This is a genomic window from Rhizobium sp. FKL33, assembly GCF_005222915.1.
GTDB lineage: Bacteria > Pseudomonadota > Alphaproteobacteria > Rhizobiales > Rhizobiaceae > Rhizobium_E.
The window spans coordinates 38,631-65,423 of the sequence record NZ_STFX01000004.1 but is presented as its reverse complement, the minus strand read 5'-3'; the positions used below and the strand labels follow the sequence as shown (position 1 = coordinate 65,423).

At 62.2% G+C, this 26,793-nt stretch carries 29 protein-coding genes; 13 read left to right on the top strand and 16 right to left on the bottom strand.

All coding sequences use genetic code 11. The features are described from left to right. Positions 1 to 95: 95 nt before the first annotated feature. The 6 genes from pxpB to E8Q41_RS02270 all read left to right on the top strand — a co-directional run bounded on the left by pxpB (position 96) and on the right by E8Q41_RS02270 (position 4,888). Positions 96 to 755 (top strand): 5-oxoprolinase subunit PxpB, encoded by a 660-nt coding sequence (pxpB, locus tag E8Q41_RS02295; protein WP_137153890.1) that lies wholly within the window; start codon positions 96 to 98, stop codon positions 753 to 755. Further along, positions 752 to 1,708 carry a biotin-dependent carboxyltransferase family protein gene (locus E8Q41_RS02290; RefSeq protein WP_137153889.1) on the top strand — a complete coding sequence of 319 codons (957 nt, stop codon included), beginning with the start codon at positions 752 to 754 and terminating at the stop codon, positions 1,706 to 1,708. Before pxpB ends, E8Q41_RS02290 begins: the two co-directional genes overlap by 4 nt. Positions 1,709 to 1,717: 9 nt before the next feature. After that, a complete protein-coding gene (locus E8Q41_RS02285; RefSeq protein ID WP_137153888.1) occupies positions 1,718 to 2,962 on the top strand; it encodes an FAD-dependent oxidoreductase in 1,245 nt (414 codons plus the stop codon). Between the two features lie 28 nt (positions 2,963 to 2,990). Then, the gene (locus E8Q41_RS02280) at positions 2,991 to 4,025 is read left to right on the top strand and encodes a proline racemase family protein (RefSeq protein ID WP_137153887.1); all 1,035 of its coding nucleotides are present in this window, start codon (positions 2,991 to 2,993) and stop codon (positions 4,023 to 4,025) included. 231 nt (positions 4,026 to 4,256) lie between these two features. Next, positions 4,257 to 4,607, top strand: a complete 351-nt coding sequence (locus E8Q41_RS02275) for a type II toxin-antitoxin system RelE/ParE family toxin (RefSeq protein WP_137153886.1) — start codon at positions 4,257 to 4,259, stop codon at positions 4,605 to 4,607. Further along, complete coding sequence (locus E8Q41_RS02270; RefSeq protein ID WP_137153885.1) at positions 4,604 to 4,888, top strand: helix-turn-helix domain-containing protein; 285 nt, start codon at positions 4,604 to 4,606, stop codon at positions 4,886 to 4,888. The genes E8Q41_RS02275 and E8Q41_RS02270 overlap by 4 nt, the downstream gene beginning before the upstream one ends. Before the next feature lie 263 nt (positions 4,889 to 5,151). On the opposite strand, the gene E8Q41_RS02265 is transcribed toward E8Q41_RS02270, so the two are convergent. From E8Q41_RS02265 to E8Q41_RS02230, 8 genes are all read right to left on the bottom strand, one after another. Continuing rightward, positions 5,152 to 5,856, bottom strand: coding sequence for a hypothetical protein (locus E8Q41_RS02265; RefSeq protein WP_137153884.1), 705 nt, complete (start codon positions 5,854 to 5,856; stop codon positions 5,152 to 5,154). A gap of 439 nt (positions 5,857 to 6,295) precedes the next feature. Further along, positions 6,296 to 7,162, bottom strand: a complete 867-nt coding sequence (locus tag E8Q41_RS02260) for a ParA family protein (protein ID WP_137153883.1) — start codon at positions 7,160 to 7,162, stop codon at positions 6,296 to 6,298. Between the two features lie 591 nt (positions 7,163 to 7,753). Next, positions 7,754 to 8,890, bottom strand: a complete 1,137-nt coding sequence (recF, locus tag E8Q41_RS02255) for a DNA replication/repair protein RecF (RefSeq protein ID WP_137153882.1) — start codon at positions 8,888 to 8,890, stop codon at positions 7,754 to 7,756. Positions 8,891 to 8,949: 59 nt separating this feature from the next. Next, on the bottom strand, positions 8,950 to 9,651 hold the full coding sequence (locus E8Q41_RS02250; RefSeq protein WP_137153881.1) for a type 1 glutamine amidotransferase: 702 nt from the start codon (positions 9,649 to 9,651) through the stop codon (positions 8,950 to 8,952). A gap of 66 nt (positions 9,652 to 9,717) precedes the next feature. After that, positions 9,718 to 10,779, bottom strand: coding sequence for a 3-carboxy-cis,cis-muconate cycloisomerase (locus tag E8Q41_RS02245; RefSeq protein ID WP_137153880.1), 1,062 nt, complete (start codon positions 10,777 to 10,779; stop codon positions 9,718 to 9,720). A gap of 56 nt (positions 10,780 to 10,835) precedes the next feature. Next, on the bottom strand, positions 10,836 to 12,038 hold the full coding sequence (pcaF, locus tag E8Q41_RS02240; RefSeq protein ID WP_137153879.1) for a 3-oxoadipyl-CoA thiolase: 1,203 nt from the start codon (positions 12,036 to 12,038) through the stop codon (positions 10,836 to 10,838). An 11-nt stretch (positions 12,039 to 12,049) separates the two neighbouring features. Beyond that, positions 12,050 to 12,739: a 3-oxoacid CoA-transferase subunit B gene (locus E8Q41_RS02235; protein WP_137153878.1), complete on the bottom strand. Its 690-nt coding sequence runs from the start codon at positions 12,737 to 12,739 to the stop codon at positions 12,050 to 12,052. Continuing rightward, positions 12,736 to 13,443 carry a 3-oxoacid CoA-transferase subunit A gene (locus tag E8Q41_RS02230; RefSeq protein ID WP_137153877.1) on the bottom strand — a complete coding sequence of 236 codons (708 nt, stop codon included), beginning with the start codon at positions 13,441 to 13,443 and terminating at the stop codon, positions 12,736 to 12,738. The genes E8Q41_RS02235 and E8Q41_RS02230 overlap by 4 nt, the downstream gene beginning before the upstream one ends. Positions 13,444 to 13,580: 137 nt before the next feature. Between E8Q41_RS02230 and E8Q41_RS02225 the strand changes: the two genes are divergently transcribed. Next, positions 13,581 to 14,345: an IclR family transcriptional regulator C-terminal domain-containing protein gene (locus tag E8Q41_RS02225; protein WP_137153876.1), complete on the top strand. Its 765-nt coding sequence runs from the start codon at positions 13,581 to 13,583 to the stop codon at positions 14,343 to 14,345. 47 nt (positions 14,346 to 14,392) lie between these two features. Here E8Q41_RS02225 and E8Q41_RS25455 read toward each other — a convergent pair whose 3' ends face one another. The 5 genes from E8Q41_RS25455 to pcaD all read right to left on the bottom strand — a co-directional run bounded on the left by E8Q41_RS25455 (position 14,393) and on the right by pcaD (position 17,504). Next, positions 14,393 to 14,752, bottom strand: a complete 360-nt coding sequence (locus tag E8Q41_RS25455) for a hypothetical protein (protein WP_170976334.1) — start codon at positions 14,750 to 14,752, stop codon at positions 14,393 to 14,395. Between the two features lie 181 nt (positions 14,753 to 14,933). Beyond that, positions 14,934 to 15,557: a protocatechuate 3,4-dioxygenase subunit alpha gene (pcaG, locus tag E8Q41_RS02215; RefSeq protein ID WP_137153874.1), complete on the bottom strand. Its 624-nt coding sequence runs from the start codon at positions 15,555 to 15,557 to the stop codon at positions 14,934 to 14,936. Between the two features lies 1 nt (position 15,558). Then, the gene (gene pcaH / locus E8Q41_RS02210; RefSeq protein ID WP_137153873.1) at positions 15,559 to 16,302 is read right to left on the bottom strand and encodes a protocatechuate 3,4-dioxygenase subunit beta; all 744 of its coding nucleotides are present in this window, start codon (positions 16,300 to 16,302) and stop codon (positions 15,559 to 15,561) included. Then, a complete protein-coding gene (gene pcaC, locus E8Q41_RS02205; protein ID WP_137153872.1) occupies positions 16,299 to 16,712 on the bottom strand; it encodes a 4-carboxymuconolactone decarboxylase in 414 nt (137 codons plus the stop codon). Before pcaC ends, pcaH begins: the two co-directional genes overlap by 4 nt. A gap of 3 nt (positions 16,713 to 16,715) precedes the next feature. Then, a complete protein-coding gene (gene pcaD, locus E8Q41_RS02200; protein WP_137153871.1) occupies positions 16,716 to 17,504 on the bottom strand; it encodes a 3-oxoadipate enol-lactonase in 789 nt (262 codons plus the stop codon). Between the two features lie 91 nt (positions 17,505 to 17,595). On the opposite strand from pcaD, the gene pcaQ reads away from it, so the two are divergent. Together pcaQ and E8Q41_RS02190 are read left to right on the top strand one after the other, a co-directional pair. Continuing rightward, positions 17,596 to 18,519, top strand: a complete 924-nt coding sequence (pcaQ, locus tag E8Q41_RS02195; protein WP_137153870.1) for a pca operon transcription factor PcaQ — start codon at positions 17,596 to 17,598, stop codon at positions 18,517 to 18,519. 81 nt (positions 18,520 to 18,600) lie between these two features. After that, positions 18,601 to 19,191 carry an isochorismatase family cysteine hydrolase gene (locus E8Q41_RS02190; protein WP_137153869.1) on the top strand — a complete coding sequence of 197 codons (591 nt, stop codon included), beginning with the start codon at positions 18,601 to 18,603 and terminating at the stop codon, positions 19,189 to 19,191. 31 nt (positions 19,192 to 19,222) lie between these two features. On the opposite strand, the gene E8Q41_RS02185 is transcribed toward E8Q41_RS02190, so the two are convergent. Next, the gene (locus E8Q41_RS02185; RefSeq protein ID WP_170976333.1) at positions 19,223 to 20,248 is read right to left on the bottom strand and encodes an AraC family transcriptional regulator; all 1,026 of its coding nucleotides are present in this window, start codon (positions 20,246 to 20,248) and stop codon (positions 19,223 to 19,225) included. A gap of 118 nt (positions 20,249 to 20,366) precedes the next feature. On the opposite strand from E8Q41_RS02185, the gene E8Q41_RS02180 reads away from it, so the two are divergent. Further along, positions 20,367 to 21,221 (top strand): alpha/beta hydrolase, encoded by an 855-nt coding sequence (locus E8Q41_RS02180; protein ID WP_137153867.1) that lies wholly within the window; start codon positions 20,367 to 20,369, stop codon positions 21,219 to 21,221. A 123-nt stretch (positions 21,222 to 21,344) separates the two neighbouring features. On the opposite strand, the gene ubiB is transcribed toward E8Q41_RS02180, so the two are convergent. Together ubiB and ubiE are read right to left on the bottom strand one after the other, a co-directional pair. Beyond that, a complete protein-coding gene (gene ubiB, locus E8Q41_RS02175) occupies positions 21,345 to 22,928 on the bottom strand; it encodes a 2-polyprenylphenol 6-hydroxylase (RefSeq protein WP_137153866.1) in 1,584 nt (527 codons plus the stop codon). A gap of 4 nt (positions 22,929 to 22,932) precedes the next feature. Continuing rightward, positions 22,933 to 23,709 (bottom strand): bifunctional demethylmenaquinone methyltransferase/2-methoxy-6-polyprenyl-1,4-benzoquinol methylase UbiE, encoded by a 777-nt coding sequence (ubiE, locus tag E8Q41_RS02170; RefSeq protein ID WP_137153865.1) that lies wholly within the window; start codon positions 23,707 to 23,709, stop codon positions 22,933 to 22,935. Between the two features lie 284 nt (positions 23,710 to 23,993). Between ubiE and E8Q41_RS02165 the strand changes: the two genes are divergently transcribed. The 3 genes from E8Q41_RS02165 (at position 23,994) to E8Q41_RS02155 (ending at position 26,712) form a co-directional block, all read left to right on the top strand. Further along, on the top strand, positions 23,994 to 24,959 hold the full coding sequence (locus tag E8Q41_RS02165; RefSeq protein ID WP_137153942.1) for a murein L,D-transpeptidase family protein: 966 nt from the start codon (positions 23,994 to 23,996) through the stop codon (positions 24,957 to 24,959). Between the two features lie 76 nt (positions 24,960 to 25,035). Then, complete coding sequence (mutM, locus tag E8Q41_RS02160; protein WP_137153864.1) at positions 25,036 to 25,923, top strand: bifunctional DNA-formamidopyrimidine glycosylase/DNA-(apurinic or apyrimidinic site) lyase; 888 nt, start codon at positions 25,036 to 25,038, stop codon at positions 25,921 to 25,923. A 15-nt stretch (positions 25,924 to 25,938) separates the two neighbouring features. After that, positions 25,939 to 26,712, top strand: coding sequence for an enoyl-CoA hydratase (locus E8Q41_RS02155; protein ID WP_137153863.1), 774 nt, complete (start codon positions 25,939 to 25,941; stop codon positions 26,710 to 26,712). The last annotated feature ends 81 nt before the right edge of the window (positions 26,713 to 26,793 follow it).

The window sequence follows — 26,793 nt, the reverse complement described above, 5'->3', positions numbered from 1 at the left end:
CCGGCCGTCACCGCGCCCGCGACAAAGAATCTTCTCCACCCCAGTAGGCAAGCTCGCTCGACTGATATATCAGATCGGGAGACACAGGAACATCGATGATAGAGGTAAGCCCACCCCGCTTGTCCTTCGAAGGACCCGACGCGCTGTTGATCGACGGCGCGATGGGGGCGTTTTCCGACGCCGTGCAGGAAAAGATCTGGGCCTTGGCCGAGAGCCTGCGCGCTTTCCCCGGCATGATCGAGACGGTTCCGGGCATGAACAACCTGCTCCTCGTCTTCGACTCCTTCCTGACGGACGTAGACGTGTTACAGGCCACCATCCTCAACGATTGGGCCGCCAAAGGCGCGCCGCTTCAGGGCGTGGTTCGCGATGTGCCGGTTCGCTATGGCGGCGAGGATGGACCCGATCTCGAAGGCTTCGCCCGCGCCAAGGGCATGACCACAGACGAGGTGATCGCACGCCATGCGGCGCCGCTCTATTCGGTGGCCGCGGTCGGCGCCATGCCGGGCTTCGTCTATCTCTCCGGGCTCGATCCGCAGCTGGCCGCGCCGCGCCTGTCCAGTCCGCGCGACGGCGTGCCTGATGGCTCCGTGATTGTCGGCGGCGCGCAGGCGGGCATCATGCCGGTGACGGCGCCGTCCGGCTGGCATATTCTCGGCCGCACCGATCTGAGCCTGTTCGACGCGACCCGCGACAGGCCGGCGCTGTTCGCCCCTGGCGATCGACTGCGCTTCGTGCCGGAGGCGCGGCGATGATCGAAATCCTCACCTCGGGTCTGATGAACAGCGTCCAGGATCTCGGCCGTCCCCTCTATCTCGATCAGGGCGTCGGCCGCGGCGGCGCGATGGACCGGCAGGCGTTGACGGCGGCCAATCTGCTCGTCGGCAATGAGGCTGGCGCGGCGGGGCTGGAAATCGCCGTCTTCCCGTTCCGCATGCGCGTTCACGCGCCCTGTCTCGTGGCGATGACAGGCGCTGTCGCTTTCGCACAGCTCGGCAATCGCAGCTTTCCCGCCTGGTGGGCGCGGCAGGCTGAGGCCGGCGACGAGCTTCGCATCGAGGCTCCCAGCGCCGGCGCGCGCGTCTTGCTGGCTTTCTCGGGCGGCGTCGACCTGCCGCTCGTCCTCGGCTCCCGCGCCACGGATTTGAAAAGCGGCTTCGGCGGTCTGGAAGGCAGGGCGCTGAAACGCGGCGATCGCCTTACGCTCGGCCCCAGCCGCATCCGTGCTGTTCAACCCGCCGGCCACGGCCTCGATCCAGCGCTGCTCGGCCGCAACGATCCCACGCTGTTGCGCATCATGGCCGGCGCCGAATATACCGAGTTCACCGAGGAGGCCCGCCGCGCCCTCCTCGGCTCCGACTTCGTCGTTAGCCGGCAAAACAATCGCCAGGGCATGCGGCTTGAAGGCGATCCGCTGATCCTCATGCGCAAGCTCGAGCTGCATTCCCACGGCATCATGCCGGGCACGGTGCAGGTGCCGCCCTCGGGACAGGCGGTGATCCAGCTCGCCGAGGCCAATACCTGCGGCGGTTATCCGAAGATCGGCCATGTCATCGGGGCCGATCACTGGAAGCTCGCCCAGGCCCGCGCCGGCGATCGGCTGCGCTTTCGTCTCATAGACCGCGCGGAAGCGCTGGCCGCCGAACGCGCCGCCCGGATGTTTGAAACCAAAATCGCCCATCTCGCGCCGCTCGCGCTGAAGACCTGAGAGGGAAGCATGTCCAAGAAGCCGATCATCATCCTGGGCGCCGGCATCGTCGGCGCGTCGACCGCGGCGGAACTGGCGCTGCGCGGCGAGCCTGTCCTGCTCATCGATCGCCAGGAGCCGGGCCTCGGCGCCTCCTTCGGCAACATGGCCAGCATCGCCGTCAATGGCTTCGAGGCCGTGTCGCGGCCGGCGGTCTGGAAAAAGATCCCCGGCTGGCTCGCCGATCCCGTCGCGCCGGTGGCGGTCAATCCGGTGTATGCGCTGAAGATGCTGCCCTGGTTCCTGCGCTTCCTCGCCGCCGGCCGTCCCGATCGCATCAAGGAGATCGAAGAGGCCGGCGCCAATCTGGCGCTGCGCTCGCTCGCCGATCTCAAGACGCTGCTCGGCCGCATTGGCGCCATGGATATGCTCAGCGACACCGCCTGCCTGCAGCTGTTCGGCACGGAAGCCGAATTCGCGGCCGGCCGCGCCAATCTGGCGCTGATGGACCATTTCGGCCTCAAATATGAGGTGCTTTCCGGCCCGCGCCTGCGCGAAGTCGAGCCTTTGCTGAATCCGGCTCTGCCCAAGGCGGTGCTGCTCCCGGACAATCATTTCGTCACCAGCCCCCACGGCCTCGTGCTGCGGCTGGTCGAGGCCATGCGCGCCCAGGGCGGCGCTTTCCTCAAGGGCGAGGTCGCCAGGCTGGAGCGTGACGCGCGCGGCGTCACCGCCGTCATTCTCGCTGACGGCAAGCGCATCGAGGCCGACCGGGTGCTGATCGCCATGGGCGTGCACAGCCGCGATCTCGCCAAGGCGGCGGGCGAGCCCATTCCGCTGGAGACCGAACGCGGCTATCACACCCAGATCATGGCCCCGGGCGTCGATCTCAAATGGTCGTTGATCTGGCCGGAGCGCGCCTTCATGATCACGCCCACGGCGGGCGGCGTCCGCGTCGGCGGCTCGGTGGAAATGGCCGGGCTTGAGCGCGCGCCCAACTGGCGGCGGGCCCGTTTCCTGGTCGAGCATGCGCGGTATGCGCTGCCGGGTCTCAAGGTGGAAGAGGCGACCGAATGGATGGGGCATCGCCCGGCGCTGCCGGATACGATCCCGGTGCTCTCGGCGTCTTCGACCACCCGCGGCCTTTACTATTCCACCGGCCATGGTCATTTCGGCCTGACCTATTGCGCCACGACCGCGCTCGCCATGGCCGATCTGATGACCGGCCAGGCGCCGCCGATCGATCTCACGCCTTACCGCATCAACCGCTACTGACACGCGGCCCCGAACAAGAGGAAGACCCATGCGCTGGAAACGCACGATCCAACTGGTGGATGTTCACTGCGAAGGCGAAATCGGCCGGCTGGCCACCGGCGGCGTGCCGAACATTCCCGGCAAGACCATCGCCGAACAGCTCAATTACATCAACACCGTGGATGACAGCTTGCGCCGTTTCCTCTGCCTCGAACCCCGGCAGGGGCCGCTCGGCTCGGTCAATCTGCTCTTGCCGCCCAAGCGCGAGGGCGCCGACGCCGGCTTCATCATCCTGCAGGCCGATCAGGCGCACGCCATGTCCGGCTCCAATTCGATCTGCGTCACGACGGCGCTGCTGGAGACAGGCATTATCGAGATGAAGGAGCCGGAAACGGTGGTCATGCTCGACACCGCCGCCGGCCTCGTCAAGGCCACCGCCACCTGCCGCGACGGCCGTTGCGAACGGGTGGAGCTGACCATGACGCCCTCCTTCGTGCTCGATCTCGATGTCGAGGTCGATACCGGAACCTGGGGCAAGGTGAAGGTCGATCTCTGCTATGGCGGCGTGTTCTACGCCATTGCCGACGCGAGCGCCGTCGGCCTGACCATCGACAAGGCGAACGCCCGCGAGCTCGTCGCCGCCGGCATGGCGCTGAAGGATCTCATCAATCGCACGATCCCCGTCGTGCATCCGGAAATCCCCGAAATCCGCGGCGTCGCCTATGTGATGTTCCGTGGCGAGGAGCCCGATGGCGCGGTGCGCACCTGCACCACCATGTGGCCCGGCCGCGTCGACCGCTCGCCCTGCGGCACCGGCAGTTCCGCCAATCTCGCCACGCTGCACGCGCGCGGCAAGGCCAAGATCGGCGACACCTTCATCTCGCGCTCCACCATCGGCACCGAATTCCGCGTCGGCCTCAAAGACGTCACCACCATCGCCGGCCGCCCCGCCATCATCCCCACCATCTCCGGCCGCGCCTGGACCTTCGGCATGACCCAGGTGGCGCTCGATCCCTTCGATCCCACGGCGGAAGGCTTTGCGGTCACGGATGTCTGGGGGCCTCAGGCGGGGGAGATACGGTGAGGGGTGGGGGGCGTTAATTGGGTTGAGTCGTAGGGATCATTTTGGCCCCTTGCCGTCACGGACGGTCAACGCAATGGTCAAAAAATCCCCGCGCTGATTTTGCAGGGAGAAATCTGCCGTAAAAGCCGTGCGCGAAAGTCAGCCTTGTGCGACCGGCTTTCGCGGCTCAGCACTAGGCGGCAATGCCGTATAGTTTCTTGCCCAATAGACGGCATTGCCGTATAGTTCCTCATGCAAAGCGTAATCCAGACGACTACGTTTCTCATGCAGGCCAAACGATGTGGCCTGTCCGACGAAGATCTTCAAGAGATTGTCGCCGTGATCGCTGCGGACCCTGAGGCTGGGGTTCTGATGGCTGGAACGGGCGGTGCGCGCAAGCTGCGTCATGCCCGTGAAGGGCAAGGAAAAAGCGGAGGATTCCGGACTGTTCATTACTTCGGGGGCGGAGATATTCCTGTGTTCGCCCTAGCGATTTACGGAAAGAACGAGAAGGGCAACCTCTCGAAAGCGGAACGGAACGAACTGGCCCGCATCCTTCCCAAGCTGGCCGATGCCTACAGACAGAGAAAGAATACGGAATGACCTTCGGAAAAGAGCTTATCCAGAGCGCACATGAAGCACTGGCGATCGCAGAGGGCCGCGCAGAACCCGCCGCTGTTTTTGTTCCTGAAACGATCGACGTTGCGGCCATTCGCAAGCGCCAGAAACTCTCGCAAGCGGCGTTTGCGAAGCGCTATGGCTTGCCCGCCGGCACGATCAAGGATTGGGAGCAGAAGCGCCGCCGGCCGGATCGCGCGGCAATACTGCTTCTGAAAGTGATCGAGCAAGCCCCCGACACGGTGGCGCAGGCAATCCGCGCCTGACCATCGGCACGGAATTCCGCATCGGCCTGAAAGACGTCACCACAATCGCCAGTCGCCCCGCCAACATCCCGACCGTCCGGGGCTGCTCATGGACTATCGGCATGACCTAGGTGCCCTCGATCCCTTCGCCCCCACGGCGGGACGGGGGCGGTCACTGATGTCTCGGGTTCGCAGTCGGGGGAGATTTGGTAAAGCCGAAGCGCTAACAATATTCGGCGTTGGTTCTCTCAGGATAATGCTAGCCAAACTCAAAGAGCCTGCTGCTACTTCAAGTCCAAGCCAAGCAGCTGTCGCTTCTCACCAGGGAGTCCCTTTACGAGTTCTTTTTTTGCATCAGGCGCAAAGCCCGCCCATAATTGGTGTCCCGTTGTGCTAAGGAGAAGTTCATGAACTAATTGCTCACAAGTTATAAAGGTATCAACAGCCAGTTTGCTGGTTGCTGCACTGAATGAAATTTTATCCAGAGCTACATGGTCATTCCAGGCCCCGGGTATCTGGCCATGGACAATTGCAGAAACTTTCGAATACCATTTGTCAATATTTCCAATTAATCCGAATGCCTCCTGGCGTGGGATAAACCCAATAGTGTGGAGTTTGTGGTATTCGATTATTTCCGTCTTTGAAATGTAGTAGCGCTCAACACGAATTAACGTAGATAACTCCTCTAAATGCGTGCGGAAGTAAGTGTAATATAAACAAGTTTCTAACAATGTCCTTGCAGATGCAGCAGCAGATTTATATAGGCATAGACCTATAAGTGCCGCACCCTGCTGAGCCGCAAGCTGCATCTCTCTTACAAAGCAAAGCGCAGGATTGTCTTGATCAGCGGATTCCAGTTGATGTGACCATACGGCAATCCTGAAAAGAGCGTTCTCCAATTTCTTTAGCGTTGGGGAATCTGCAAACGTGGCATCTATATTTGAACACCAATCGACACTCTTTAGAACCTCGGGGAGCGTGGTTTTCATTTCCGGGATTCCGTCATGCCTTTCAGGTATGGATCAGGTGCATCCAACGAAGATAAAACCTCCAGGAGTTTCTTCGCTCGCGCCATGCTTGCGTCATTAAAGAACCGAATTAGCATTTGCCGCACGGACAGCGAGTTATTGTTGAAAACTGAATTCGATTCATCAATGCTTGCAATTATATTGATCAAAGACGACTTGGAGATCTTGCGGTCCCGTATTATGCGTTCGGCTTCCATCACTAGATCATTAGAAAATTCCGGTTGATCACTGCCTGTGAAATGTATGCTTACTTTATCTAGCATGTAGGCTAGTTCTTCAGGAAGTCGACCAACACGAAGTTCATGGGACAGTTGCTTAAGGTCACTAGCATTCAGATCGGTCTGCAGGATTGCAGAATACAGTGACCTCAAGAGCGATTTGTACCGAGACGACGATTGAATCATTTCCCCACCTTCGTCCTAAACTCACGTGCTACAGATACAAGATTTTGGAACGCTGAGGTGCTATACGGCTTAGTGCTCTGCCACACAAAGCCACTTCCGCTTTCAGGTTCACCAAAAGCCTTATACCATTTCAATGTTGAAGATAAGCAAAAGGGGGCATATTTAGGGTCTGCGCGGATGGATGACTCTTCCGAAGAGACGCCCGCCCTTGCCGTAGCGTTGAACAATATGAGCGGTGCCGGACCTTTTGAGCCCGCTTTCTTTGCCTTAATGAACTCCATCATGAGCCCGATGCCACGAACGGCGTATTTTTGCGGCACTACGGGAATCAGCACAAAGTCCGAATTAATCAACGATGTTTTGGTGAACAAAGAGCCTGCAGGGTGGCAGTCGATCAGTATCAAGTCATATAGGCTTCGACACTCGGCAATAAACTTCTCAAAACGCTCTTCTATGGGCTTCGTGTTGGTGGTAGCTTGGCCCAGCGCTACGTACATGAGGTCGAGAGTTGACGGAACAATGTCGAGACGACTCGATTGAAATGAGAAGATATTTCTAGCTAGGGTCTTAACGCTCGGTGGGTTGTGATTACCCGACACCTGAAGTTGGTAGGGATTTAGCGCAACTCCGCTGTCCATCAGAACTGCCAAGGTTGTCTGTCGGGCGGCTTCAGCTGCAAAATAGTCCTTCGCTGGCAGGAAGGCCTGCGATAGATTGAATTGTGGATCGTAATCAATAGCCAATACCTTGAGGGCAGGCTTTCCACCAATATTAAAGGAGGAGAGAATGCCGGCCAGATTTACGGCTGCTGTCGTCTTCCCAACGCCTCCCTTCATGTTCATAACAGTAACAACTACTGACAAACCTATATCTCCTCTTACGGAATGCGCGCGCTTAAATCGTTTCTTGCCCTGTTTTGCTGCAACGAAAAAGAATTCAACCAGGGGAGGTTGTCAACGGCTTTTATGTGCCAATTTGTCGAGGGATCATTTATTCGGGAAATAAAATTCAATTTTCGACTTTGCTAAAGCAACCCTTCGAGGCTTTCTATCAGGCAATTATCTCGTATTTTGTACACTAGTTTTGCTGAAAAATCCGCAACATACAGTAACTGCGGAAATGTATTAAGGAATCGGACATGATTTGCGAAAGACTGGAGTGAACACTCACTGCAGGCGCAACCAAAGGTGGAGCCCCCCCCCCCAAAAAAAACAGAAAGACCGTCATGGCCGGAGGGCGGCGCCATGACGGTCTCTGTGATGCGGACAAGAGTTAGGGGCGTCTTTGTCCGCGGGCCCGGCCGGGCGGGGGACTTGCCTTTTGCCGGGCTTTTGCAGCCTTAGGGGCGTGGCTGCTATGACCAAGAGATGGCCCCGACTTTGTGGCATTTCAATGGATCGGCCAGGCAAAGAAATGTTAATTCTTGTTAATGTAAAGACATACTGAGCGCGCCGTCACACTATGGGACGGGCCTGCGGCTCCAGTCTTGCCTGGTTCACATGGACGTATTGCGCCCTGTCGCCCAGCGCCTCGAAGAGATGCGCGTCGGTCCCCGTCATGAAGGCCTGGGCGCCGATTCTGTCCATGAGGTCGAACAGCGCGGCGCGGCGATGGCGGTCGAAATGCGCGCCGACTTCATCGAGCAGCAGGATGGGCGCATGTCCGGTCATCGACGCCGTCAGCTCGGCATGCGAGAGGACCAGCCCCGCAAGAAGCGCCTTCTGCTCCCCGGTCGAGCAGAGCGCGGCCTCAATGGATTTCTCCTTGTGCAGCACCATGAGATCGGTGCGGTGCGGTCCATCCAGCGTGCGACCCGCCGCCTGGTCGCGCCTGCGCCCCTGTTCGAGGAGATCGGCGTAATGGTCTTCGAGATCGATCGCCGGCCGGTCCAGCCCGCCGTCGAGAAAGCCTTCCAGCGTCAACAGCGATTGCGGAAAGCGGCTCGCCTCCTCCGCCCGTTCCGACAGCCGCGCGATCAACGCCACGACCTCCGTGCGGGCGAGCGCGATGGCCACGCCGAGGCCGGCCATCTGCCGTTCGATCGAGGCCATCCAGTCGGCGTCATAGCGGCCTTCTTCGAGCAGTTTGTTGCGCATCTTCATGCTGCGCTCGAAATCGACTGCGCGGCGGCCATGGGCGGGATCGAGCGACAGCACCAGCCGGTCGAGAAAGCGCCGGCGCTCGCTGGCCGGGCCGGTGAACAGCCCGTCCATGGCCGGCGTCAGCCAGAGCACGCGCAGGTGATCGAGCAATTCGTCGCCGCTTTTCGCCTCGGTGCCGTTGATGCGCACCCGCCGCGCCGCCGTCTCAGGCTGCACGCCGGTGCCGATCTCGACATCGCCCTCCATGCCCTCGACCTCGGCGAACACCGAAAAGCCCGCCTCTTCGCCCTTCAGCGCCACGTCGGAATAGACCGCGCGGCGCAATCCCCGGCCGGGCGAGAGCAGCGACACCGCTTCGAGAAGATTGGTCTTGCCGGAGCCGTTTTCGCCCGTCAGCACCACATGCCGCGCGTCGAAGGTTAGCGCGGCGGAGCGGTAGTTGCGATAGGCGGTCAGCGCGAGACGTCGGATGAACACTTTCTGAGGCATGCCCTGCCTTTAGAGCAATTCGTCGCCGCCAGAAAGCCGCAACAATGCATGGCGGGTGATCAGGCGCCGATCAGCAGCACCCAGGCGCGGGCGAGCGCCAGCCCCATGGCATCGGCCGTCCGGCCGTCGGTCTCGGCGCGTTGGGGATAGCTGGGCAGCCAGTCCGGGTCCATGCGCGCCACGGCCTCGGGAAAGGTTTTCACCCAGCTCGCGACCACATCCCGGTTGGCTTCGAAATGAAACTGCATGCCATAGCTCGCCCGACCCACCCGGAAGCACTGATTGGTCGCCGTGTCATTGGTCGCCAGCCGCACCGCGCTCTCCGGCAGGGTGAACGTGTCGGAATGCCATTGAAAGATCGGGAAAGCGTCATCCACGACCGACAGGACGGGATCATCAGCCGCCGCTTCGGTGCGCCGCACTTCGCGCCAGCCGATTTCCCTCGCTTGGCCGAGAAGATTGGTTGCGCCATGCCCCCGCGCCAGCAACTGGCTGCCGAGGCAGATGCCGAGCACCGGCTTGTCCGCCTCGCCGAAGCGCCGCATCAAAGCGGCGAGATGGGGCAGATAAGGGTGCTTGTCGTCATCGAGAGCGCTCTGTTCGCCGCCCAGCACCACGATCGCGTCATAGCCGTCAGGCTCGGGCAGCGGATCCCCCTGCCAGGCGCGGCAGAGCACGGTTTCCGCCTGCGCCTCTTCGAGCGCGATGCCCACATTGCCCCAGGGGGTGGAATGAATATTCTCGACGATCAGGACGCGCATGCGGATTTCCAACTGAGTTTCGCTGACGCTAGCGGATTCGCCCGGGAATGCCAGCCACAATCCGGCTCAAGGATTGGGTTTGCCCACCGATCGGATCGAGGCGACCAGCGTTTCGGCATGGGCGAGCGCGGTCGCGGTTGCATTCAGCATCGGTGGCAGGATCATCCATTCGAGCGTCCAGGCGGCGCCGGAGCGCTCCTGCTCATGCACCAGCGATTGATGCAGGCCCGATATCTGCACGGCGTTGAAGCGGGCGAGCGCCACCAGCGTCTCGGCCAGCACCGGATTCTGCTTATGCGCCATGGCGGAGGAGGCGCCGCCGCCCGACATCACGATCTCGGCCATCTCGTTCTGCGCCATCAGGGCTGCGTCCTGGCCCATCTTGCCGAGCGCGCCCGTGACCTGCGACAGCCAGCTTCCGAGGGCGACGATACGGTCGCGCTGGGCATGCGGCGTGTAGTCTGGCGCAGAAAGCCCAAGCCTCGCCGTCAGCAAGGCCCGCAGCGCCTCGGCCTTGTCGCCATATTTGTCCGATGTTCCCGCCGCGCCCGCCAGCGTCAGGATCAGATTTCTGGCGCTGGCATCAGCGAGATCGTGGAGCGCCCGGGCGAGCGGCGCCCGCCAGGCCTCGATGCGGTCGCGCGCGGTGATCGGGATCGCCGCCTGCATCCGCGTCCGGCCCATCAGCGCGTGATCGCCCTGGCTGGCGACGAGGGCGGACAGCGCCGCTGTGACGGCGCCCAGCCGGCTCTCCAGCAGCTCGAGCGCCAGCTTCAGCTTCAGCGCCAGCGCCGTGTCGATCACATCCTGGCTGGTGGCCCCGACATGCAGGCTCTTGGCCGCCTCGCCGCCGATATGGGCGCGCAATTGCCGGATAAGATCGGGCGGCGCGACGCCGTCCTTCAGAACCGCGCGGGTCAGCGCCGCGACATCGGGCGAAAAGGTCGCTACGCCGCTGCGGATCGCCTCTGCGTGATCGGCGGGGATCATGCCGAGTTCAGCCTGCGCCGCCGCGAGTTCTGTTTCGAACCGCAGCATGGCGGCGATATCGGCCTCCGTGCCCATCAGCTTCGCCATCTCCTGATCCGTCAGGAGGGCGTCGAGAAAAGCGAGGGCGATCTGGCTCATGAGGATGGTCCGATTTGAAAATGCGAAAGGCGGGCTGTGACGCCCGCCTCGTAAGCTTAGACGCGTTCGAGCGCGATGGCGATGCCCTGGCCGACGCCGATGCACATCGTCGCCACCGCATAGCGGCCGCCAGTCAGCGTGAGTTCCAGCGCCGCCGTGCCGGCGATGCGTGCGCCCGACATGCCGAGCGGGTGGCCGAGCGCGATCGCGCCGCCATTGCGGTTGACGCGGTCGTCATCGTCGGCGACGCCGAGCTGGCGCAGCGTCGCAAGGCCCTGGCTGGCGAAGGCTTCGTTGAGTTCGATCACGTCGAGCTGGTCCTGGGTCAGGCCCAGCCGGTCGAGAAGCTTCTGGGTCGCAGGCGCGGGGCCGATGCCCATGATGCGCGGCGGCACGCCGGCGGTCGCGCCGCCGAGAATGCGGGCGATCGGGGTCAGGCCATGCTTTTTCGCCGCCGCTTCCGAGGCGATGATCAGGGCGGCCGCGCCGTCATTGACCCCCGAGGCGTTGCCGGCGGTGATCGTGCCGTCGGCGCGGACGATCGGCCGGAGCTTGCCGAGCGCTTCGATCGATGTGGTGCGGGGATGCTCGTCCTTGTCCACGACGATGGCGTCGCCCTTCTTCTGGGGTATGGTCACCGGCGTGATTTCGCGGGCGAGACGGCTATTGGCCTGCGCCGCCGACGCCTTGGCCTGCGAGCGCACGGCGAAGGCGTCCTGGTCCTCGCGGCTGACCTTGTAATCGTTGGCGACGTTCTCCGCCGTCTCCGGCATGGAATCGACGCCATACTGCTTTTTCATCAGCGGATTGACGAAGCGCCAGCCGATGGTCGTGTCATGGATTTCCGCCGCGCGCGAAAAAGCGCTCTCGGCTTTCGGCATCACGAAGGGGGCGCGGCTCATGCTTTCCACACCGCCGGCGATGATCAATTCGGCTTCACCGGCCTTGATGGCGCGGGCGGCGGTGATCACCGCGTCCATGCCGGAGCCGCAGAGCCGGTTCATCGTCGTGCCGGGCACCGAGACGGGCAGGCCGGACAGCAGCGCGGACATACGCGCGACATTGCGGTTGTCTTCGCCCGCCTGGTTGGCGCAGCCGAAGATCACCTCGTCCACGGCGGCGAAATCCACCGTGGAATGCGCCGCCATCAGCGCCTTGAGCGGCACGGCGCCGAGATCGTCGGCGCGGACGGAAGACAGCGAACCGCCGAAACGGCCGATGGGCGTGCGGATATAGGCGCAGATAAATGCGTCGGTCATGGTCATTGTCCTTAAAGCGCGGGCACGATGAGATCGGCGACCTCGCCCTCGATATGGAGGGGGGCACCGGTCATAGCCTGCAATTCACCCATGGTCATGCCCGCAAGCTTCTCGCGCACCACGAAATGGCCGTTCCTGATGTCGATAACCGCATGGCTGGTGTAGACGCGGGTGATGCAGCCGACGCCGGTCAGCGGGAAGGCGCAGCGCTCCACCAGCTTCGGCTCGCCGGTCTTGGTTACATGTTCGGTGATGACGAAGACCTGCTTGGCGCCATGCACCAGATCCATCGCGCCGCCCACCGCGGGCACGCCCTTGGAGCCGACGCGCCAATTGGCCAGATCGCCGTTTTCAGCCACCTGATAGGCGCCGAGGATGGCCACATCGAGATGGCCGCCGCGCACCATGGCGAAACTGTCAGCATGGTGGAAGAAAGCGGCGCCCGGCTTCAGCGTCACGGCCTTCTTGCCGGCGTTGATCAGGTCCCAGTCTTCCTCGCCGGGCTTCGGCGCTTCGCCGAAATTCAGAATGCCGTTTTCGGTGTGGAAGATCGCCTCCCGGCCCGGCGGCTGGAATTTGGCGACCATTTCCGGAAAGCCGATGCCGAGATTGACATAGGCGCCGTCCTCGATGTCCTGGGCGGCGCGCCAGGCGATCTGGGCGTTGGAAAGCTTGATGTCTTCGCGCGTGTCGATGCTCATATATAGGCCACTCCGGCTCGGATGAGCTCTTCTTCCTGTTGCGGGTTGGGGATCTCGACGACCTGGTTGACGAAGATGCCGGGGGTCACGACCTGTTCGGGATCGATCTCGCCGGCTTCCACGATCTTCGAGACCTGCACGATCGTGGTCTTGGCCGCCATGCACATCAGCGGATTAAAATTCCGGCCGGCCTTGTTGTAGGTCAGGTTGCCGTGGCGGTCGCCGATATGGCCCTTGACGATGGCGAAATCCGCCTTCAGCCAGCGCTCCTGCACGTAAGAGCGGCCGTCGAATTCGGCGATCACCTTGCCATTGGCGAGTTCGGTGCCAAAGGCGGTCGGCGTGTAGAAGGCGGGAATGCCGGCGCCCCCGGCGCGGATGCGCTCGGCGAGCGTGCCCTGCGGCACGAGTTCCAGTTCGATCTGGCCGGCCAGATAGCGGTCGGTGAAGGCGCGCGGATCCGACGAGCGCGGAAACGAGCAGATCATCTTCCTGACCATGCCGGCGTCGATCATCGCCGCGATGCCGATGCGGCCATTGCCGGCATTGTTGTTGATCACCGTCAGGCCGGTTGGCCGCTTGTCGATCAGCGCGTGAATAAGTTCGATCGGCGCGCCGGAGCCGCCGAAGCCGCCGATCATCACGGTCGCGCCATCGCCGATCGCGGCGACGGCGTCAGCCGCGCTGGAAACTGTCTTGTCCATTCGGAACCTCCATCCCGACCGCACGGAGAACCGGTCGGCTTGCAGAGAAGAAATAATCCCGTCCCGGATCGACGTCCATCAAATTGTGCGATATAAGATATTTGTACGAATATCGCACAATTTGATGGAGAGGAGGCATCGCCATGGCCGAACCGCGTGACATCATGGGCGGATTGATGAAGGGGCTAAAGGTCATCGAAGCCTTCAGCGCCGAGCGTCCCCGCCTGTCGATCACCGAAGCGGCGACGCTGGCGGGGCTCGACCGCGCCACGACGCGCCGCTGTCTCCTGACGCTCGCCGAAGGCGGATACGCCGATTACGACGGCAAATTCTTCACGCTCACGCCGAGGGTCTTGCGTCTGGGCGTCGGCAGCCTCGCCGCCATGCCGCTGCCACGCATCGTGCAGCCGGTGCTTGATCGGCTCAGCCAGGAGATCGGTGAAAGCAGTTCCGTCTGCATTCTCGATGAGACCGAGATCGTCTATGTGGCGCGCGCCGCTCAGCGGCGGGTCATGTCGATCGCGCTGATGCCGGGCTCGCGCCTGCCGGCCTATTGCACCTCCATGGGCCGCATCCTGCTCGCGGCGCTCGATCCGGCGGAGGCCAGGCTACTGCTCCAAGCTTCTCGGCGCGAGAAGCGGACAGACCGCACGATAGTCGACATTGAACAACTGATGACATTGCTCGGCGAGGTGCGCACTCAGGGTTATGCCATCAACGATCAAGAGGTCGAAATCGGCCTACGCTCCATTGCTGTGCCTTTGACAAGCGCCAGAGGAAAGGTGGTTGCGTCCCTGAATGTCGGCCTCGCGGCAAGCGGCGAGCCGGTCTCTGCGATGCTTGAACGTTACCTGCCAGCGCTTCTATCAGTGAAAGCGGAACTATCACATGTGCTGGTATGATCCGACAGCAAACGCTCTTTTAAGCCCACTCATTGGAACTTTGTTCTCTACGGACAAATCCCACCATAAGCTGCATGCAGGGCGGTAACGATCCCACCTTGCTCCTCCCAGATGAGGCGCCATCTCAAAATGCAAAGGTGCCCGCTTGTCTCAAATTCTGCAGTGTTGGTTGCAGCGTCTACCTTGAAACCTTGTTTTGCGAGGCGAGACCTGACCTCTGCTGCAGACATTGAGACGGGAAATTTCTCTTTGAGCCGCCGCTCGAACTCGTCTGTTGCTTCTTTAAAATCGTAGGGCAGGTTCCTCGCTATTTCCGGCAGCGCCGTCGCAGATGGCGAGACAACTTCAAAGGCTGAAGCCAGCAAGGGCCCGATCAAGAACACGACATTAAACAATGCGTAGCCCATGACAATGGTCCTATGAGTTCCGCTTCGCCGAAAGGTCCAACAGCCAAATGCAGTTGCTCCGCCGACGTTACACGGAGCAACGCGGCATTCTATGCTGTCTTCTCTTCAAAGTGCAATCACACGCCCACTAGACTGGAGGTGGGCGCATGAGAGTTGCTCCACAGAGCCTTTTCTGATCCGCTCAAATATCGAAAAAGATCGTTTCCTTCTCGCCCTGCAGATGGATGTCGAAGGTCACGACATCGCCATCCCGTTGGCCGATCAGCGTTGGCACCCGCACGCGATGCTCGATCGTCTTGAGGATCGGATCTTCTGCATTGGCTTCGGGCTCGTCGGAGAAATACATCCGTGTGTTGAGCCCAATATTGATGCCGCGCGCCACGATCCAGAGCGTGACATGCGGCGCCATCAGCCGCGGGTCCTTGTCGCGGAAGGGAACGCGTCCCGGCTTGATGGTCTGGAAGGTGAATTCGCCACTGTCCATGTCGGCAGGGCAGCGGCCCCAGCCGAAGAAGTTCGGGTCGGCCTTGCCGCGCGTCTCTGACGGGCTGTTGTAGAAGCCGTCGGCGTCGGCCTGCCAGATCTCCACCAGCGCATCGCGCAAGGGCGTGCCGGTTCCGTCGATCACCCGGCCCTTGATGGTGATGCGCTCGCCGCGTGTCTTGTCGTTGTAAAGCGGACCGGAGCCGAGATCGCTGTCATAGACCCCGTGAATGCCGGTGAAATTCGGCGTGCAGCCGATATGCACATAGGGGCCTGCGGTCTGGGAGGCGGTTTCCTTGAGATAATCGAGCTTCTGCACCATGTCAGTTGCCCTCCTTGCGGTTCTCGAACAGGGTCGAGCGGCGGCCGCGCAACACCACGTCGAATTTATAGGCGCGCATGTCCATCGGAATGGTCGAATTCATGTCGAGCGGCGCGATCAACTGCTTGATGGCCTCCTCATCCGGGATCGTCTTGACGATCGGACATTTCCAGATCAGCGGATCGCCCTCGAAATACATCTGCGTGATCAGCCTCTGGGCAAAGCCATGGCCGAATACCGAGAAATGGATATGGGCGGGACGCCAGTCATTGACCCAGTTCATCCAGGGGTAAGGGCCCGGCTGGATGGTCTTGAACCAGTAGTAACCGTCCTCGTCGGTGATCGTCCGGCCGAAGCCGCCGAAATTGGGATCGAGAGGGGCGAGATAGGTTTCCTTCTTGTGGCGGTAGCGGCCGCCGGCATTGGCCTGCCAGAATTCCACCAGCGCGCCGGCCACGCCCTTGCCGCGCTCGTCGAGCACCCGGCCATGCACGAGAATGCGTTGGCCGATCGCCATTTCGCCGGGCTTGGCGTAATTGACGATCAGGTCGTTATCCAGCTCGTTGAGCATGTTGTGGCCGAAGACCGGCCCGGTGATCTCGCTCTTGGTGCCGTCGAGCGACAGCAGCGCGCGCTGCGGCGAACGCGCCACCGATGTCTTGTAAAGCGGCGTCAGCGCCGGCGGATGCCAGGCGCGGTCGCGGGCGTAGAAGGCGCCGGTTTCGGGCCTCTGATTGCTGCTCATGCTTTTCCTCCATGAGATTGAGTGGCGTTCATCTCATCCAGCACTTTTTTTATGATTTTGATGGCGTGATTGGCGGCCGGCACGCCGGCATAAATGGCCACATGCAGCATGGCCTCGCGCAGATCCTCGGGCGTCGCCCCGGTATTGGCGGTGGCGCGCACATGCATCGCCACCTCCTCGTCCTGGCCGAGCGCGGCCAGAAGCGCGATCGTCACCATCGAGCGCTCGCGCTTGGTCCATTCCGGCCGCGACCACACATGCCCCCAGGCTGCTTCGGTGATCAGCGCTTGAAAGGGTTCGTCGAAGGCGGTCTTGGCCGCCTCGGCCCTGTCCACATGCGCGTCGCCGAGCACCGAGCGCCGCGTCGCCATGCCTTGCCGATGCCGTTCCGTCTGGGAAGCGTCCGTCACGTGTCAGTCCTCGTTGATGAAATCGACGATCAGTTCGGCGAGCGCCGCCGGCTGTTCGACGCAGGGAATATGGCCGCAACCCTCGATGATCTCGAACTGGGCGTCGGGAATGAGAGCGGCCGTCGAGCGCACCAGATCCGGCGGCGTCGAGCCGTCCTGGTCGCCGACGATGGTCAGCACGGGCACGGTGATGGTCGGCGCCACAGTGGTGAAGTCGGCGTCGCGGATCGCCGCGCAGGTCGCCGCATAGCCTTCGACCGATTGGCGCGTCAGCATGGTCTTATAGCCGGCTAGATCATCGGCGCGCTTGGCGTGAAAATCCGGCGTGAACCACAGCTTCATCACGCCATCGGCGAGCGAGGCAATGCCCTTTTCGGTGACGCCCGCGATCCGCTGGTTCCAGCCGTCGGCCGTGCCGATCTTATGGGCGGTGTCGCAAAGCACGATCTTTTCGATAAGACCGGGGCGCTGCCGCCAGATCTCCTGGGCGATCAGACCGCCGACCGACAGGCCGACCAGCGTGGCCTTCTTGACCTTCAGGTGATCGAGAAGACCGATCAGATCCTGGGCGTGATCGCCGATCGAATAGGGCGTCGAACCTGTCTCCGACAGGCCATGGCCGCGCTTGTCATAGAGCAGGAACGACCATTCCTCGGCGATTTCATCAATAAATGGCAGCCAGATGCGGAAATCCGTGCCCAGCGAATTGATCAGCACGACGACGGGATCGTCTTTTGATTCCGTCAGGAATTCGTAATGCAGAACCTGTCCGTTGATTTTGGCGAATGCCATGATGCGCTCCTCACTGGGATAAAAGATACCGAATGGATTTTGGCGAGAATAATGATATTTACGGCTTTATTCATAACTATGGAGCTATGAATTGGACAGCCGAATCAAGTTTCGCCATCTGCAGACCTTTATAGAGGTCGCGCGACAGAAAAGCGTTGGCCGCGCCGCCGATGTGCTGGCGATCACCCAGCCGGCCGTCACCCGCACCATCCGCGAACTGGAAGAGGCGCTCGGCGTCGATCTCTTCGAAAAGGAAGGTCGCGGCATTCGCATTAGCCGCTTCGGCGAAGTCTTTCTCCGCCATGCCGGCGAAAGCGTTGCGGCCGTGCAGCGCGGCGTCGATTCCATTTCGCTGGCGCGCAAATCGCTCGGGCCGCCCTTGCGCATCGGCGCGCTGCCGACCGCCTCCGCCACCTTCCTGCCCGAAGCCGTCCATGCCTTCCTGATGGCCGAAACCGGCAGCCCCGTGACCATCGTCTCGGGAGAAAATCGCGGCCTTCTCGACGCGCTCAGGCTCGGCGACCTCGATCTCGTCGTCGGTCGTCTCGCCGCGCCCGAGCGCATGACCGGCCTGCATTTCGAGCCGCTTTATTCGGAAGAGGTCTGCTTCGTTGTTCGCGCCGACCATCCGCTGACGGCGCGTCCTCATTTCTCGCTCACCGAACTCGCTCAATACACGGTGCTGATCCCGCCTGCGGGCGCAGTCATCCGTCCCCTGGTCGATCGCTTCCTGCTGACCAACGGCATCGCCGACCTGCCGCAGACGATCGAGACGGTGTCGGACAGTTTCGCCCGCGCCTTTCTCGACCGTTTCGACGCCGTCTGGATCATCTCGCGCGGCGTCGCCTCGCCCGATATCGCTGCGGGGCGTCTCGCGCGGCTCGATGTCGACACGTCCGAGACGCGGGGGGCTGTCGGCCTGACCACGCGCGCCGACCGTGAGTCCAGTCTCGCCCTGTCGATCATGATCACCACCATCCGCGATCATGTGCGATCGGCTGTGGATCGCTTCTGAGCGCCGTGAAATCGCCTGGTTTCTGTCATCGGCCTGTCGCCCGCGAGCGTCATGGATCGGGCGCGATTTGGAGACGAGGCCATGACCGTAGCCCTGATGATCATCGATATGCAGAACGACGCGCTCGAGGCGCTGACGCCCGAACGGGTGGAGCAGTTGATCGACCGACAGAACCGCCTCGCCCGCGCCTTCAGGGCGCGCGGCCTGCCGGTGATTCTGGTGCGTGGCGAGTTCAAGGCCGATCTCAGCGACGCCTTCCTCGAAATGCGCCGTAAGCAGGTTGCCGTCTCGATCGAGGGAACGCCCGGCGCCGCCCTTCATCCGGGCTTCGAGTGCGACGGGAGCGATATCGAAATCGTGAAAAAGCGCTACAGCACCTTCTTCCGCACCAATCTCGATGAAATCCTCGCGGAACGCGGCGTCACCAGGCTGGTGCTCACCGGCGTCAACACCCATGCCTGCATCCGCATGGCCGCAGTCGACGCCTATCAGCGCGATCTCGATGTGGTGATCGTCGAGGACGCCGTGGCCTCTTATGACGACGAACACGCTTCGGTGTCGCTGCGCTACATGACCGACAAGATCGCCGCAGTCATGAGCGCCGAAAGCGCGATCGCTGCCCTGCCGGCTTGGGCCGCCGCTCAGAACTCCGAAATGCGCCAGGCGATATAGAGAAGAGCGCCGGCGATCACCCAGAGCGCGACTAGGTAGTCGCGGACCTGTCGCGCCTTGGAACTGTCGATGGTTCCTCCATATCAGGCTTCGCGGGCGCCGCACGCATCCGCATCTCCGATGGCAGCGCGCCGAAAGCGTCCCGGAACTGCTGGGCGAAGCGGCTGAGATGCCAGACGCCGTAGCGCCCTGCAATGTCGCCGATGCTGTCGCCGCTCGACTTGATCCCCCGCCTGATGGCGTCGAGCCTGATGGCGGCGATATAGGCGTGCGGGGTCATGCCCGTCGCCTCCTGAAATGAGTATTCCAGAGTTCGCCGGCTGACATTGAGTTGCGTTTTAAGTCGTGTCACCGAGACAATATCGAGCCCGTCATGAATCATGTCTCGCGCCTGGCGAAACAGCGCCGTCCTGGTGGGGAACGGCGGCAGGCGGGTCGTAACGCAGGCGCTGGCCAATGCGGTCATGGTCCCCATGATTGTGGCGATCTCCGCTCCGAGCATTTGGCCGTCGATCGCCTCTGCGCCGTGGCCGGTCGCCAGCAGCGCGCAGCGCAGGATCGCATTGATGCGCTGGACGAGCCGCCCCACCTCTGCCGGATTGTCGATGAGCCTGGTTTCGCCTCGAGCCGGCAGCGCTGCGCCTGTGCTTTCTGAAGATTGGATCAGGGCTTGGTGGTCATGCGTCAGAACGCAGATATGCGTTCCGGCGAAGCTCTGGAAATCCACTTCGACGCCCGGACCCAGCAGCATCGCCGTCCCCGGGGTGAATGGCCGCGATCCGAAGCGGGCGGAGGGCTGGTCGCCGCAGAGAAAGACCAGGCCCGCTTGATCCTGCGGCGCAGCGCTGACCTGCTCGATGGTCTGATTGACCTTTTCGACATAGACGCCGGCGGCGCCGTTGCCGCTCTCGATGGAGGTGAAGCTGCCGTCAAATGTTCCGCGACTCAGTTGGCGGTAGATTTGGCCATAGCCGCTCAGCTGCGCCGCCTGCCGATCCATGTCGGAATAGCGATCGCGACGGACATGGAGGTCTGTGGCTTTGGTCTGCGTCTGCATCGCCGCCCCTTGCGCAAAACGGATAACCGGCCTTTCGCGAGGGTGAGTATGGTCGGGGAGGCGGCGGCATGCAAGCCGTCCGGAATCTGTTTGATGCAACACAAGAAAGGGGAATGACATGAGGAAATTGTTGCTTGCCGTCGTCGGCGCTCTGGGATTGGCGACCGCATCCATGGCTGCGGCGACCGATCGCTGGACGGAGCTTCCAGAGCCGCCAGCCATGCCTGCAGCCGTTACTTCCGGCCTTGCGCCCGTAAATGGCATCAAGATGTATTATGCGGTCTATGGCGAGGCGACGGGCACGCCGATCCTGTTGATTCATGGCGGGTTGGGTTACGCCGATATCTGGGCCAATCAGGTCAAGGCTCTTTCGAAGGATCACCGGGTGATCGTCGCCGACAGCCGTGGCCATGGCCGCTCGACGCGAAACGCCGAGCCCTTTGGCTATGACCTGATGGCGTCGGATTATCTGGCGCTTCTCGATTATCTGAAGGTGGACAAAGTCGATCTGGTGGGCTGGAGCGATGGTGGAATCATCGGTCTCGATATTGCCATCCATCACCCTGAGCGCCTGAACAAGCTGTTCGCCCAGGCCGCCAACACCAAGGTGGAAGGCGTGAAGGCGGATGTGATGGAGAACAAGACCTTCACCACCTATATCGAGCGCAGCGGCGAAATCTACAAGAAGATCTCCCCGACGCCGAACGAGTATGACGCCTTCGTCACGCAAATCAGCGGCATGTGGGCGAGCCAGCCCAATTGGCCGGATTCCGAGCTGAAGTCCATCAAGACCCCCACCGCCATCGTGCTCGGCGATCATGACGAGGCGGTCGACCGCAAGCATACCGACTATATCGCGAGCATGATTCCCGGCGCAAAACTGATCATCCTGAAGGACGCCAGCCATTTCGCCATGCTTCAGGACCCGGATGGCTACACCAAGGCCGTTCTCGACTTCTTCGCCGCCAAATAGCCGGTTTCAGGATCTGTCGCGCCGGCCTGATCGCGCCGGCCGCGACAGCCGCCATCTGGGATTGCCCTGTTTTGGTCCCGACGCTTCAAGCAGGCGACGGCGTTGCCGAACCGGGATCTCCGCTCAGAACTCCGAAATGCGCCAAGCGATATAGAGAAGAGCGACGGCGATCACCCAGAGCGCGATCCGCCCGGAACGCGAATGCCGCGCTTCGGACCTGCCGATCTTCTCGGCGGTCTCGGCGTCGAACTTCAGCCCATGCTCGGTCATGTCTGTGATGTTGACGGCGAGTTTCTCGACGCGGGCGGCGATCTCAGGCACGGCCTCGGCGATGCGCATCGCCGCTTTCAAACCGTCCTTCAGGTCGCCGACGATGCGCTTGGGTCCGAGATTGTCGCGGATCCAGGATCCGACCACGGGTTCGGACGCCTTCCACATGTTGAAATGCGGATCGAGCGAGCGGGCCACGCCTTCGACCACGACCATGGTCTTCTGCAGCATGATCAGTTCGGAGCGCGTCTCCATGTCGAAGAGTTCGGTCACTTCGAAGAGAAGCGTCAGCAGTTTCGCCATGGAGATCGTGTCGGCCGGCTGGCCGTGGATCGGCTCGCCGATGGCCCGGATCGCCTGCGCGAAGGAGGCATGATTGTGATGGGCGGGCACATAGCCGGCCTCGAAATGCACATCCGCCACGCGCTGGTAATCGCGGGTGATGAAGCCGAACAGGATTTCGGCAAGGAAGCGGCGCTCCTTCTTTCCGAGTCGTCCGACGATGCCCATGTCGACCGCGACGATCTCGCCGGTGGGATCGACGAAGAGATTGCCCTGGTGCATGTCGGCATGAAAAAAACCATCGCGCAGCGTATGGCGCAGAAAGCTCTGCATCAGCGTCTGGGCCAGCGTCGACAGGTCATGGCCTGCCGCCTTCAGCCCGGCGATGTCGGACATCTTGACGCCGTCGATCCATTCCATGGTCACGACGTCGCGGCCGGTCCGCTCCCAGTCCACTTTGGGCACGCGGAAGCCGGGGTCATTGACCGTGTTCTCGTCGAGTTCGGATAGCGCGGCCGCCTCCAGCCTCAGATCCATCTCGATCTTGGTGGTCTGCTCGAGCGTCTTGGCGACTTCCACTGGCCGCAAGCGGCGGGCGGGCGGATAAAACCGCTCCTGCAGATGCGCCACCACGAAATTGGTTTCGAGGTCGCGGGCGAAGCGCTCGCGCACGCCCGGTCGGATCACCTTGACGGCCACCTTGCGGCGCCCCCCGTCCTTGTCCATCACAATGGCCGGATGCACCTGAGCCATCGAGGCGGCGGCGACCGGCGGCAGGAATTCCTCGAACAGATCCTCGATGCTGCGGCCGAGCGAATCTTCGATCTGTCGCCTGGCGGCCTCCATCGGAAAGGTCGACATCCGGTCCTGCAACTGCGCGAGGTCGGCGGCGAAATCCTTGCCCACCACATCGGGGCGCGTGGCGAGAAACTGGCCGATCTTCACATAGGACGGTCCCAGCCGGTCGACGGCGCGGGCGAGATTGTCCGATTGCGCCGACGTCTTCGCCCGCTTCTTGGCGAGCAGTCCGGCCAGGGAATGGCCGAAGCGCAATATGGCGGGCAGGTGATCGGCGGGCAGGGCGGAGATCACGCCCTCGCGCGTCAGCACCCAACCCAGATTGATCAGGCGCAGATAAGCTCCGGCAGTGCTCATCGGGTCAAAGCTTCCAGCCGGAATGCAGGCAGGCGATGCCGCCCGAATAATTGGTGTAGGTCGCGCGCGAGAAGCCGGCCTTGGTGATCATTTCGGCAAAATCACGCTGATTGGGGAATTTGCGGATCGATTCCACCAGATATTGATAGGGTTCGGCCTCGCCCGTCACCGCCTTGCCGATCTTCGGGATGGCGTTGAACGACCAGGCGTCATAGACGCGGTCCAGCAGCGGCAGTTCGACTTCCGAGAATTCCAGCACCAGCAGACGGCCGCCGCGCTTCAGCACGCGATAGGCTTCCGACAGCGCCACATCGATGCGCGGCACGTTGCGAATGCCAAAGGCGATCGTATAGGCGTCGAATGTGTTGGCTTCGAAGGGCAGTTCCTCGGCATTCGCTTCCACGAATGTCAGGTTGCCGGCGAGTCCCTTCTTTTCGGCGCGCTCGGCGCCGACGCCGAGCATGGAGCCGTTGATGTCGAGCACGGTCGCCTGCGCCTGCCGTCCGGAGGCCTCGACGATGCGGAAGGCGATATCGCCCGTGCCGCCGGCGACGTCCAGCACCTTGTAATCGGCGCTCTTGCGCGGATTGAGGGCTGCGATCATCGCGTCTTTCCAGACGCGGTGCAGGCCGGCCGACATCAGGTCGTTCATGATGTCGTAGCGTTTGGCGACCTTGTGGAACACGTCATTGACCAGGCCCTGCTTCTCGCCGGGATTGACCTGGCGAAAACCATAGGATGTTTCCATGCCGCCATCGGCGCTTGCGCGTTCCGTCGTCATGAGGCGCTCCATCTCTGTCTTTGTCGTCTTTTTGCTTCAGAATGCGGCGGACCATACCGGATCGGTCCGGCCGACGCCATAGGCGCGAAGGGCAAAATGGTCGCGGGGTCCGGACGCGGCGATTGGAAAAAAGGCCTCGCGCAGGCTTTGCCGGGCATAATACGGTCACGTTGTCGTGTAGAGGCTGTTCATGTTCCCCTATCGAGACATGTGATTAACGAACCGGAAAGATCGTCCCCGGATAAGGGAGGTCAGAAGTCCCGAGTAAATATCCGATGGCCAAGATGCAGTCGTCTCCGTTCCGCTCCGCTTTCGCCGCGATCAGTCTCCTATCGCTTGCGGCGCTTGCCGGCTGCACGACATCAGCGCTCGACATCGAGCCGGACACCTCCATTTCGCCCAAACTCGCCCGCGAAATCCGCGCCAAGGGCTTCCGCGAGGAGGACCCGGTGCTGATCCGCATCTTCAAGGCGGAAAGCGAATTCGAGGTCTGGAAGAAAAAGCCGTCGGGGCAATATGCGCTGTTCAAGACCTATCCGATCTGCCGCTGGTCCGGCAAACTCGGTCCGAAGAAGAAGATCGGCGACCGCCAGGCACCGGAGGGCTTCTATCAGGTCTCGCTCGGCCAGTTGAATCCCAGGTCGCAATTCTATCTGTCCTTCAATCTCGGCTATCCCAACCGGCTCGAAAGCGCGCTGGGCTATACAGGCGAAGCGCTGATGGTGCACGGCGCCTGCTCGTCCTCGGGTTGCTTCGCGCTCACCGACCAGCAGATGGCGGAAATCTATCCGCTGGTGAAGGCGGCGCTGAAAGCGGGCCAACCGTCCTTCCAGGTCCAGTCCTATCCGTTCCGCTTGACCGCCGACAACATGGCCCGCCATGCAGGCGATCCCAACATGGAGTTCTGGCGGGCGATCAAACTCGGCTACGATTCCTTCGAGACGACGCGACGAGAACCTGCGGTCGGCGCCTGCTCCGGCCGCTATGTGTTCAACCAGCCGGCGGAAAGCTTGCCCGCCAATCCGCTCGCGCCCTGCCTCGCCGAACCGGCGCTCGCGTCTGCGCCGCTCTCCATGCCTGCGGCGTCGACCGCTTACGCCTATCAGGATGGCGGCATGCACAAGAGCTTCCGCGAACTGCTGTCGCGTTATGGCGAAAAGCGCATGGCGGCCAAGATCTCGGTTCGCAAATATCCGATCAGCCGCCCCGGCGCGGCGCTCGCCGATCCCTATCAGCCGGCAACCGATTGATCGGCCGGGCTGGCGGGGGGCGTTCGGCTTGTCTATATAGGCGACGTGAGCCACCGCCCGAGAAAGCCTGCCGCCCATGCCCGAATTGCCTGAAGTGGAGACCGTGCGCCGCGGGCTCGCGCCCTTCATGGAAAAGGCGCGCATCGACCGCGTGACGCTGAACCGGCCCGATCTCCGCTTTCCCTTTCCCGAAGGCTTCGCCGAGGCGTTGCAGGGCCGTCGCATCGATGCGCTCGGACGCCGCGCGAAATATCTGCTCATCCATGTCGAGGGCGGCTCCACGGTGATCGCCCATCTCGGCATGTCCGGTTCGTTCCGCATCGAGGCGGAGGCGAGCGAAACGCCGGGTGAGTTTCACCATCCCCGCTCCAAGGACGCAACCCACGACCATGTGGTGTTCGATCTTACAGGCGAGGCGGGACCGGTCCGCATCATTTACAATGATCCCCGCCGCTTCGGTTTCATGCATCTCTGGAGCGATCATCTCCTCGACGACTATCCCGCCTTCCAGGGACTGGGACCGGAGCCGACGGGCAATCTCTTGTCGGCCGATTATCTCGCCTCGCGTTTCAAGACCCGCAAACAACCGCTCAAAGGCGCGCTTCTCGACCAGAAGATCATTGCCGGGCTCGGCAATATCTATGTCTGCGAGGCCATGCATCGCGCCGGCCTGTCGCCGGAAACGCCTGTCGGCGCGCTTGTCGACGCCGCAGGCCGGCCAAAGGCGGGCCTGATCAGGCTGTCCGACGATATCCGCGCCGTGATCGCCGAGGCGATCGAGGCGGGCGGCTCGTCGCTGCGCGACCATATCCAGACGGACGGCTCGCTCGGCTATTTCCAGCATCGCTTCCGCGTCTACGACCGCGAAGGGCAGTCCTGTCCGACGCCGGGCTGCGCGGGAACCGTCGGCCGCATCGTCCAGGCCGGTCGCTCGACCTTCTTTTGTTCACAATGCCAGACATGACTTGGGAGACGGCACATGGCCTATGAAACGCTGATCGTCGAAACGCGCGGAGCCGTGGGCCTCGTGACGCTCAATCGCCCCCAGGCGCTGAATGCGCTCAATGCGAAACTGCTTGAGGAACTGGTCGATGCGCTCTCGGCCTTCGCCGCCGATGACGGCGTGCGCGCCGTGGTGATGACCGGCTCCGAAAAGGCGTTTGCGGCAGGCGCCGACATCAAGGAGATGAAAGACCTTACTTACACCGAAGCCTATGGCGTCGATTACGCCGCCGGCTGGGATCGCGTCACCGGCTTCCGCAAGCCGTTGATCGCAGCTGTTGCGGGTTTCGCGCTCGGCGGCGGCTGCGAAGTGGCGATGATGGCGGACTTCATCATTGCGGCCGACACCGCCAAATTCGGCCAGCCGGAGATTACCCTGGGCATCCTGCCCGGCATGGGCGGCACACAGCGGCTCGCCCGCGCCGTCGGCAAGGCGAAGGCCATGGACATGGTGCTGACCGGCCGCCTGATCGACGCGACCGAGGCAGAGCGCATCGGGCTGGTCGCCCGCGTGGTGCCTGCGGAGCGTCTGATAGAGGAAGCGCTTGCCGCCGCCGAGAAGATCGCTTCCTTCTCCGGCCCTTCGGTGATGATGGCCAAGGAAAGCGTCAACCGCGCCTTCGAGACCACGCTCGCCGAAGGGTTGCGCTTCGAGCGTCGCTTGTTCCATTCTCTTTTTGCAACCGAAGATAAGAAGGAAGGCATGGCCGCCTTCGTGGAGAAGCGCAAGCCGGTCTTCCGGCACCGCTGAGACGGGACTCGTCATGCGCGCAACCGCCTCAGATTCTTTTGACGGGATCATTGACGCACGACCGGTTTGGCGCTATACGCC

Coding starts and splice junctions, on each gene's coding strand:
- recF (WP_137153882.1), bottom strand. CDS start 8,890: ATGCCTCAGAAAGTGTTCATCCGACGTCTCGCGCTGACCGCCTATCGC.
- E8Q41_RS02290 (WP_137153889.1), top strand. CDS start 752: ATGATCGAAATCCTCACCTCGGGTCTGATGAACAGCGTCCAGGATCTC.
- pcaH (WP_137153873.1), bottom strand. CDS start 16,302: ATGAGCAGCAATCAGAGGCCCGAAACCGGCGCCTTCTACGCCCGCGAC.
- pcaG (WP_137153874.1), bottom strand. CDS start 15,557: ATGGTGCAGAAGCTCGATTATCTCAAGGAAACCGCCTCCCAGACCGCA.
- E8Q41_RS02155 (WP_137153863.1), top strand. CDS start 25,939: ATGGCCTATGAAACGCTGATCGTCGAAACGCGCGGAGCCGTGGGCCTC.
- ubiB (WP_137153866.1), bottom strand. CDS start 22,928: ATGAGCACTGCCGGAGCTTATCTGCGCCTGATCAATCTGGGTTGGGTG.
- E8Q41_RS02280 (WP_137153887.1), top strand. CDS start 2,991: ATGCGCTGGAAACGCACGATCCAACTGGTGGATGTTCACTGCGAAGGC.
- pcaD (WP_137153871.1), bottom strand. CDS start 17,504: ATGGCATTCGCCAAAATCAACGGACAGGTTCTGCATTACGAATTCCTG.
- E8Q41_RS02250 (WP_137153881.1), bottom strand. CDS start 9,651: ATGCGCGTCCTGATCGTCGAGAATATTCATTCCACCCCCTGGGGCAAT.
- ubiE (WP_137153865.1), bottom strand. CDS start 23,709: ATGACGACGGAACGCGCAAGCGCCGATGGCGGCATGGAAACATCCTAT.
- E8Q41_RS02235 (WP_137153878.1), bottom strand. CDS start 12,739: ATGAGCATCGACACGCGCGAAGACATCAAGCTTTCCAACGCCCAGATC.
- E8Q41_RS02190 (WP_137153869.1), top strand. CDS start 18,601: ATGACCGTAGCCCTGATGATCATCGATATGCAGAACGACGCGCTCGAG.
- mutM (WP_137153864.1), top strand. CDS start 25,036: ATGCCCGAATTGCCTGAAGTGGAGACCGTGCGCCGCGGGCTCGCGCCC.
- E8Q41_RS25455 (WP_170976334.1), bottom strand. CDS start 14,752: ATGGGCTACGCATTGTTTAATGTCGTGTTCTTGATCGGGCCCTTGCTG.
- E8Q41_RS02185 (WP_170976333.1), bottom strand. CDS start 20,248: ATGCAGACGCAGACCAAAGCCACAGACCTCCATGTCCGTCGCGATCGC.
- E8Q41_RS02180 (WP_137153867.1), top strand. CDS start 20,367: ATGAGGAAATTGTTGCTTGCCGTCGTCGGCGCTCTGGGATTGGCGACC.
- pcaF (WP_137153879.1), bottom strand. CDS start 12,038: ATGACCGACGCATTTATCTGCGCCTATATCCGCACGCCCATCGGCCGT.
- E8Q41_RS02230 (WP_137153877.1), bottom strand. CDS start 13,443: ATGGACAAGACAGTTTCCAGCGCGGCTGACGCCGTCGCCGCGATCGGC.
- E8Q41_RS02285 (WP_137153888.1), top strand. CDS start 1,718: ATGTCCAAGAAGCCGATCATCATCCTGGGCGCCGGCATCGTCGGCGCG.
- E8Q41_RS02245 (WP_137153880.1), bottom strand. CDS start 10,779: ATGAGCCAGATCGCCCTCGCTTTTCTCGACGCCCTCCTGACGGATCAG.
- E8Q41_RS02265 (WP_137153884.1), bottom strand. CDS start 5,856: ATGAAAACCACGCTCCCCGAGGTTCTAAAGAGTGTCGATTGGTGTTCA.
- E8Q41_RS02275 (WP_137153886.1), top strand. CDS start 4,257: ATGCAAAGCGTAATCCAGACGACTACGTTTCTCATGCAGGCCAAACGA.
- pxpB (WP_137153890.1), top strand. CDS start 96: ATGATAGAGGTAAGCCCACCCCGCTTGTCCTTCGAAGGACCCGACGCG.
- E8Q41_RS02165 (WP_137153942.1), top strand. CDS start 23,994: ATGCAGTCGTCTCCGTTCCGCTCCGCTTTCGCCGCGATCAGTCTCCTA.
- E8Q41_RS02270 (WP_137153885.1), top strand. CDS start 4,604: ATGACCTTCGGAAAAGAGCTTATCCAGAGCGCACATGAAGCACTGGCG.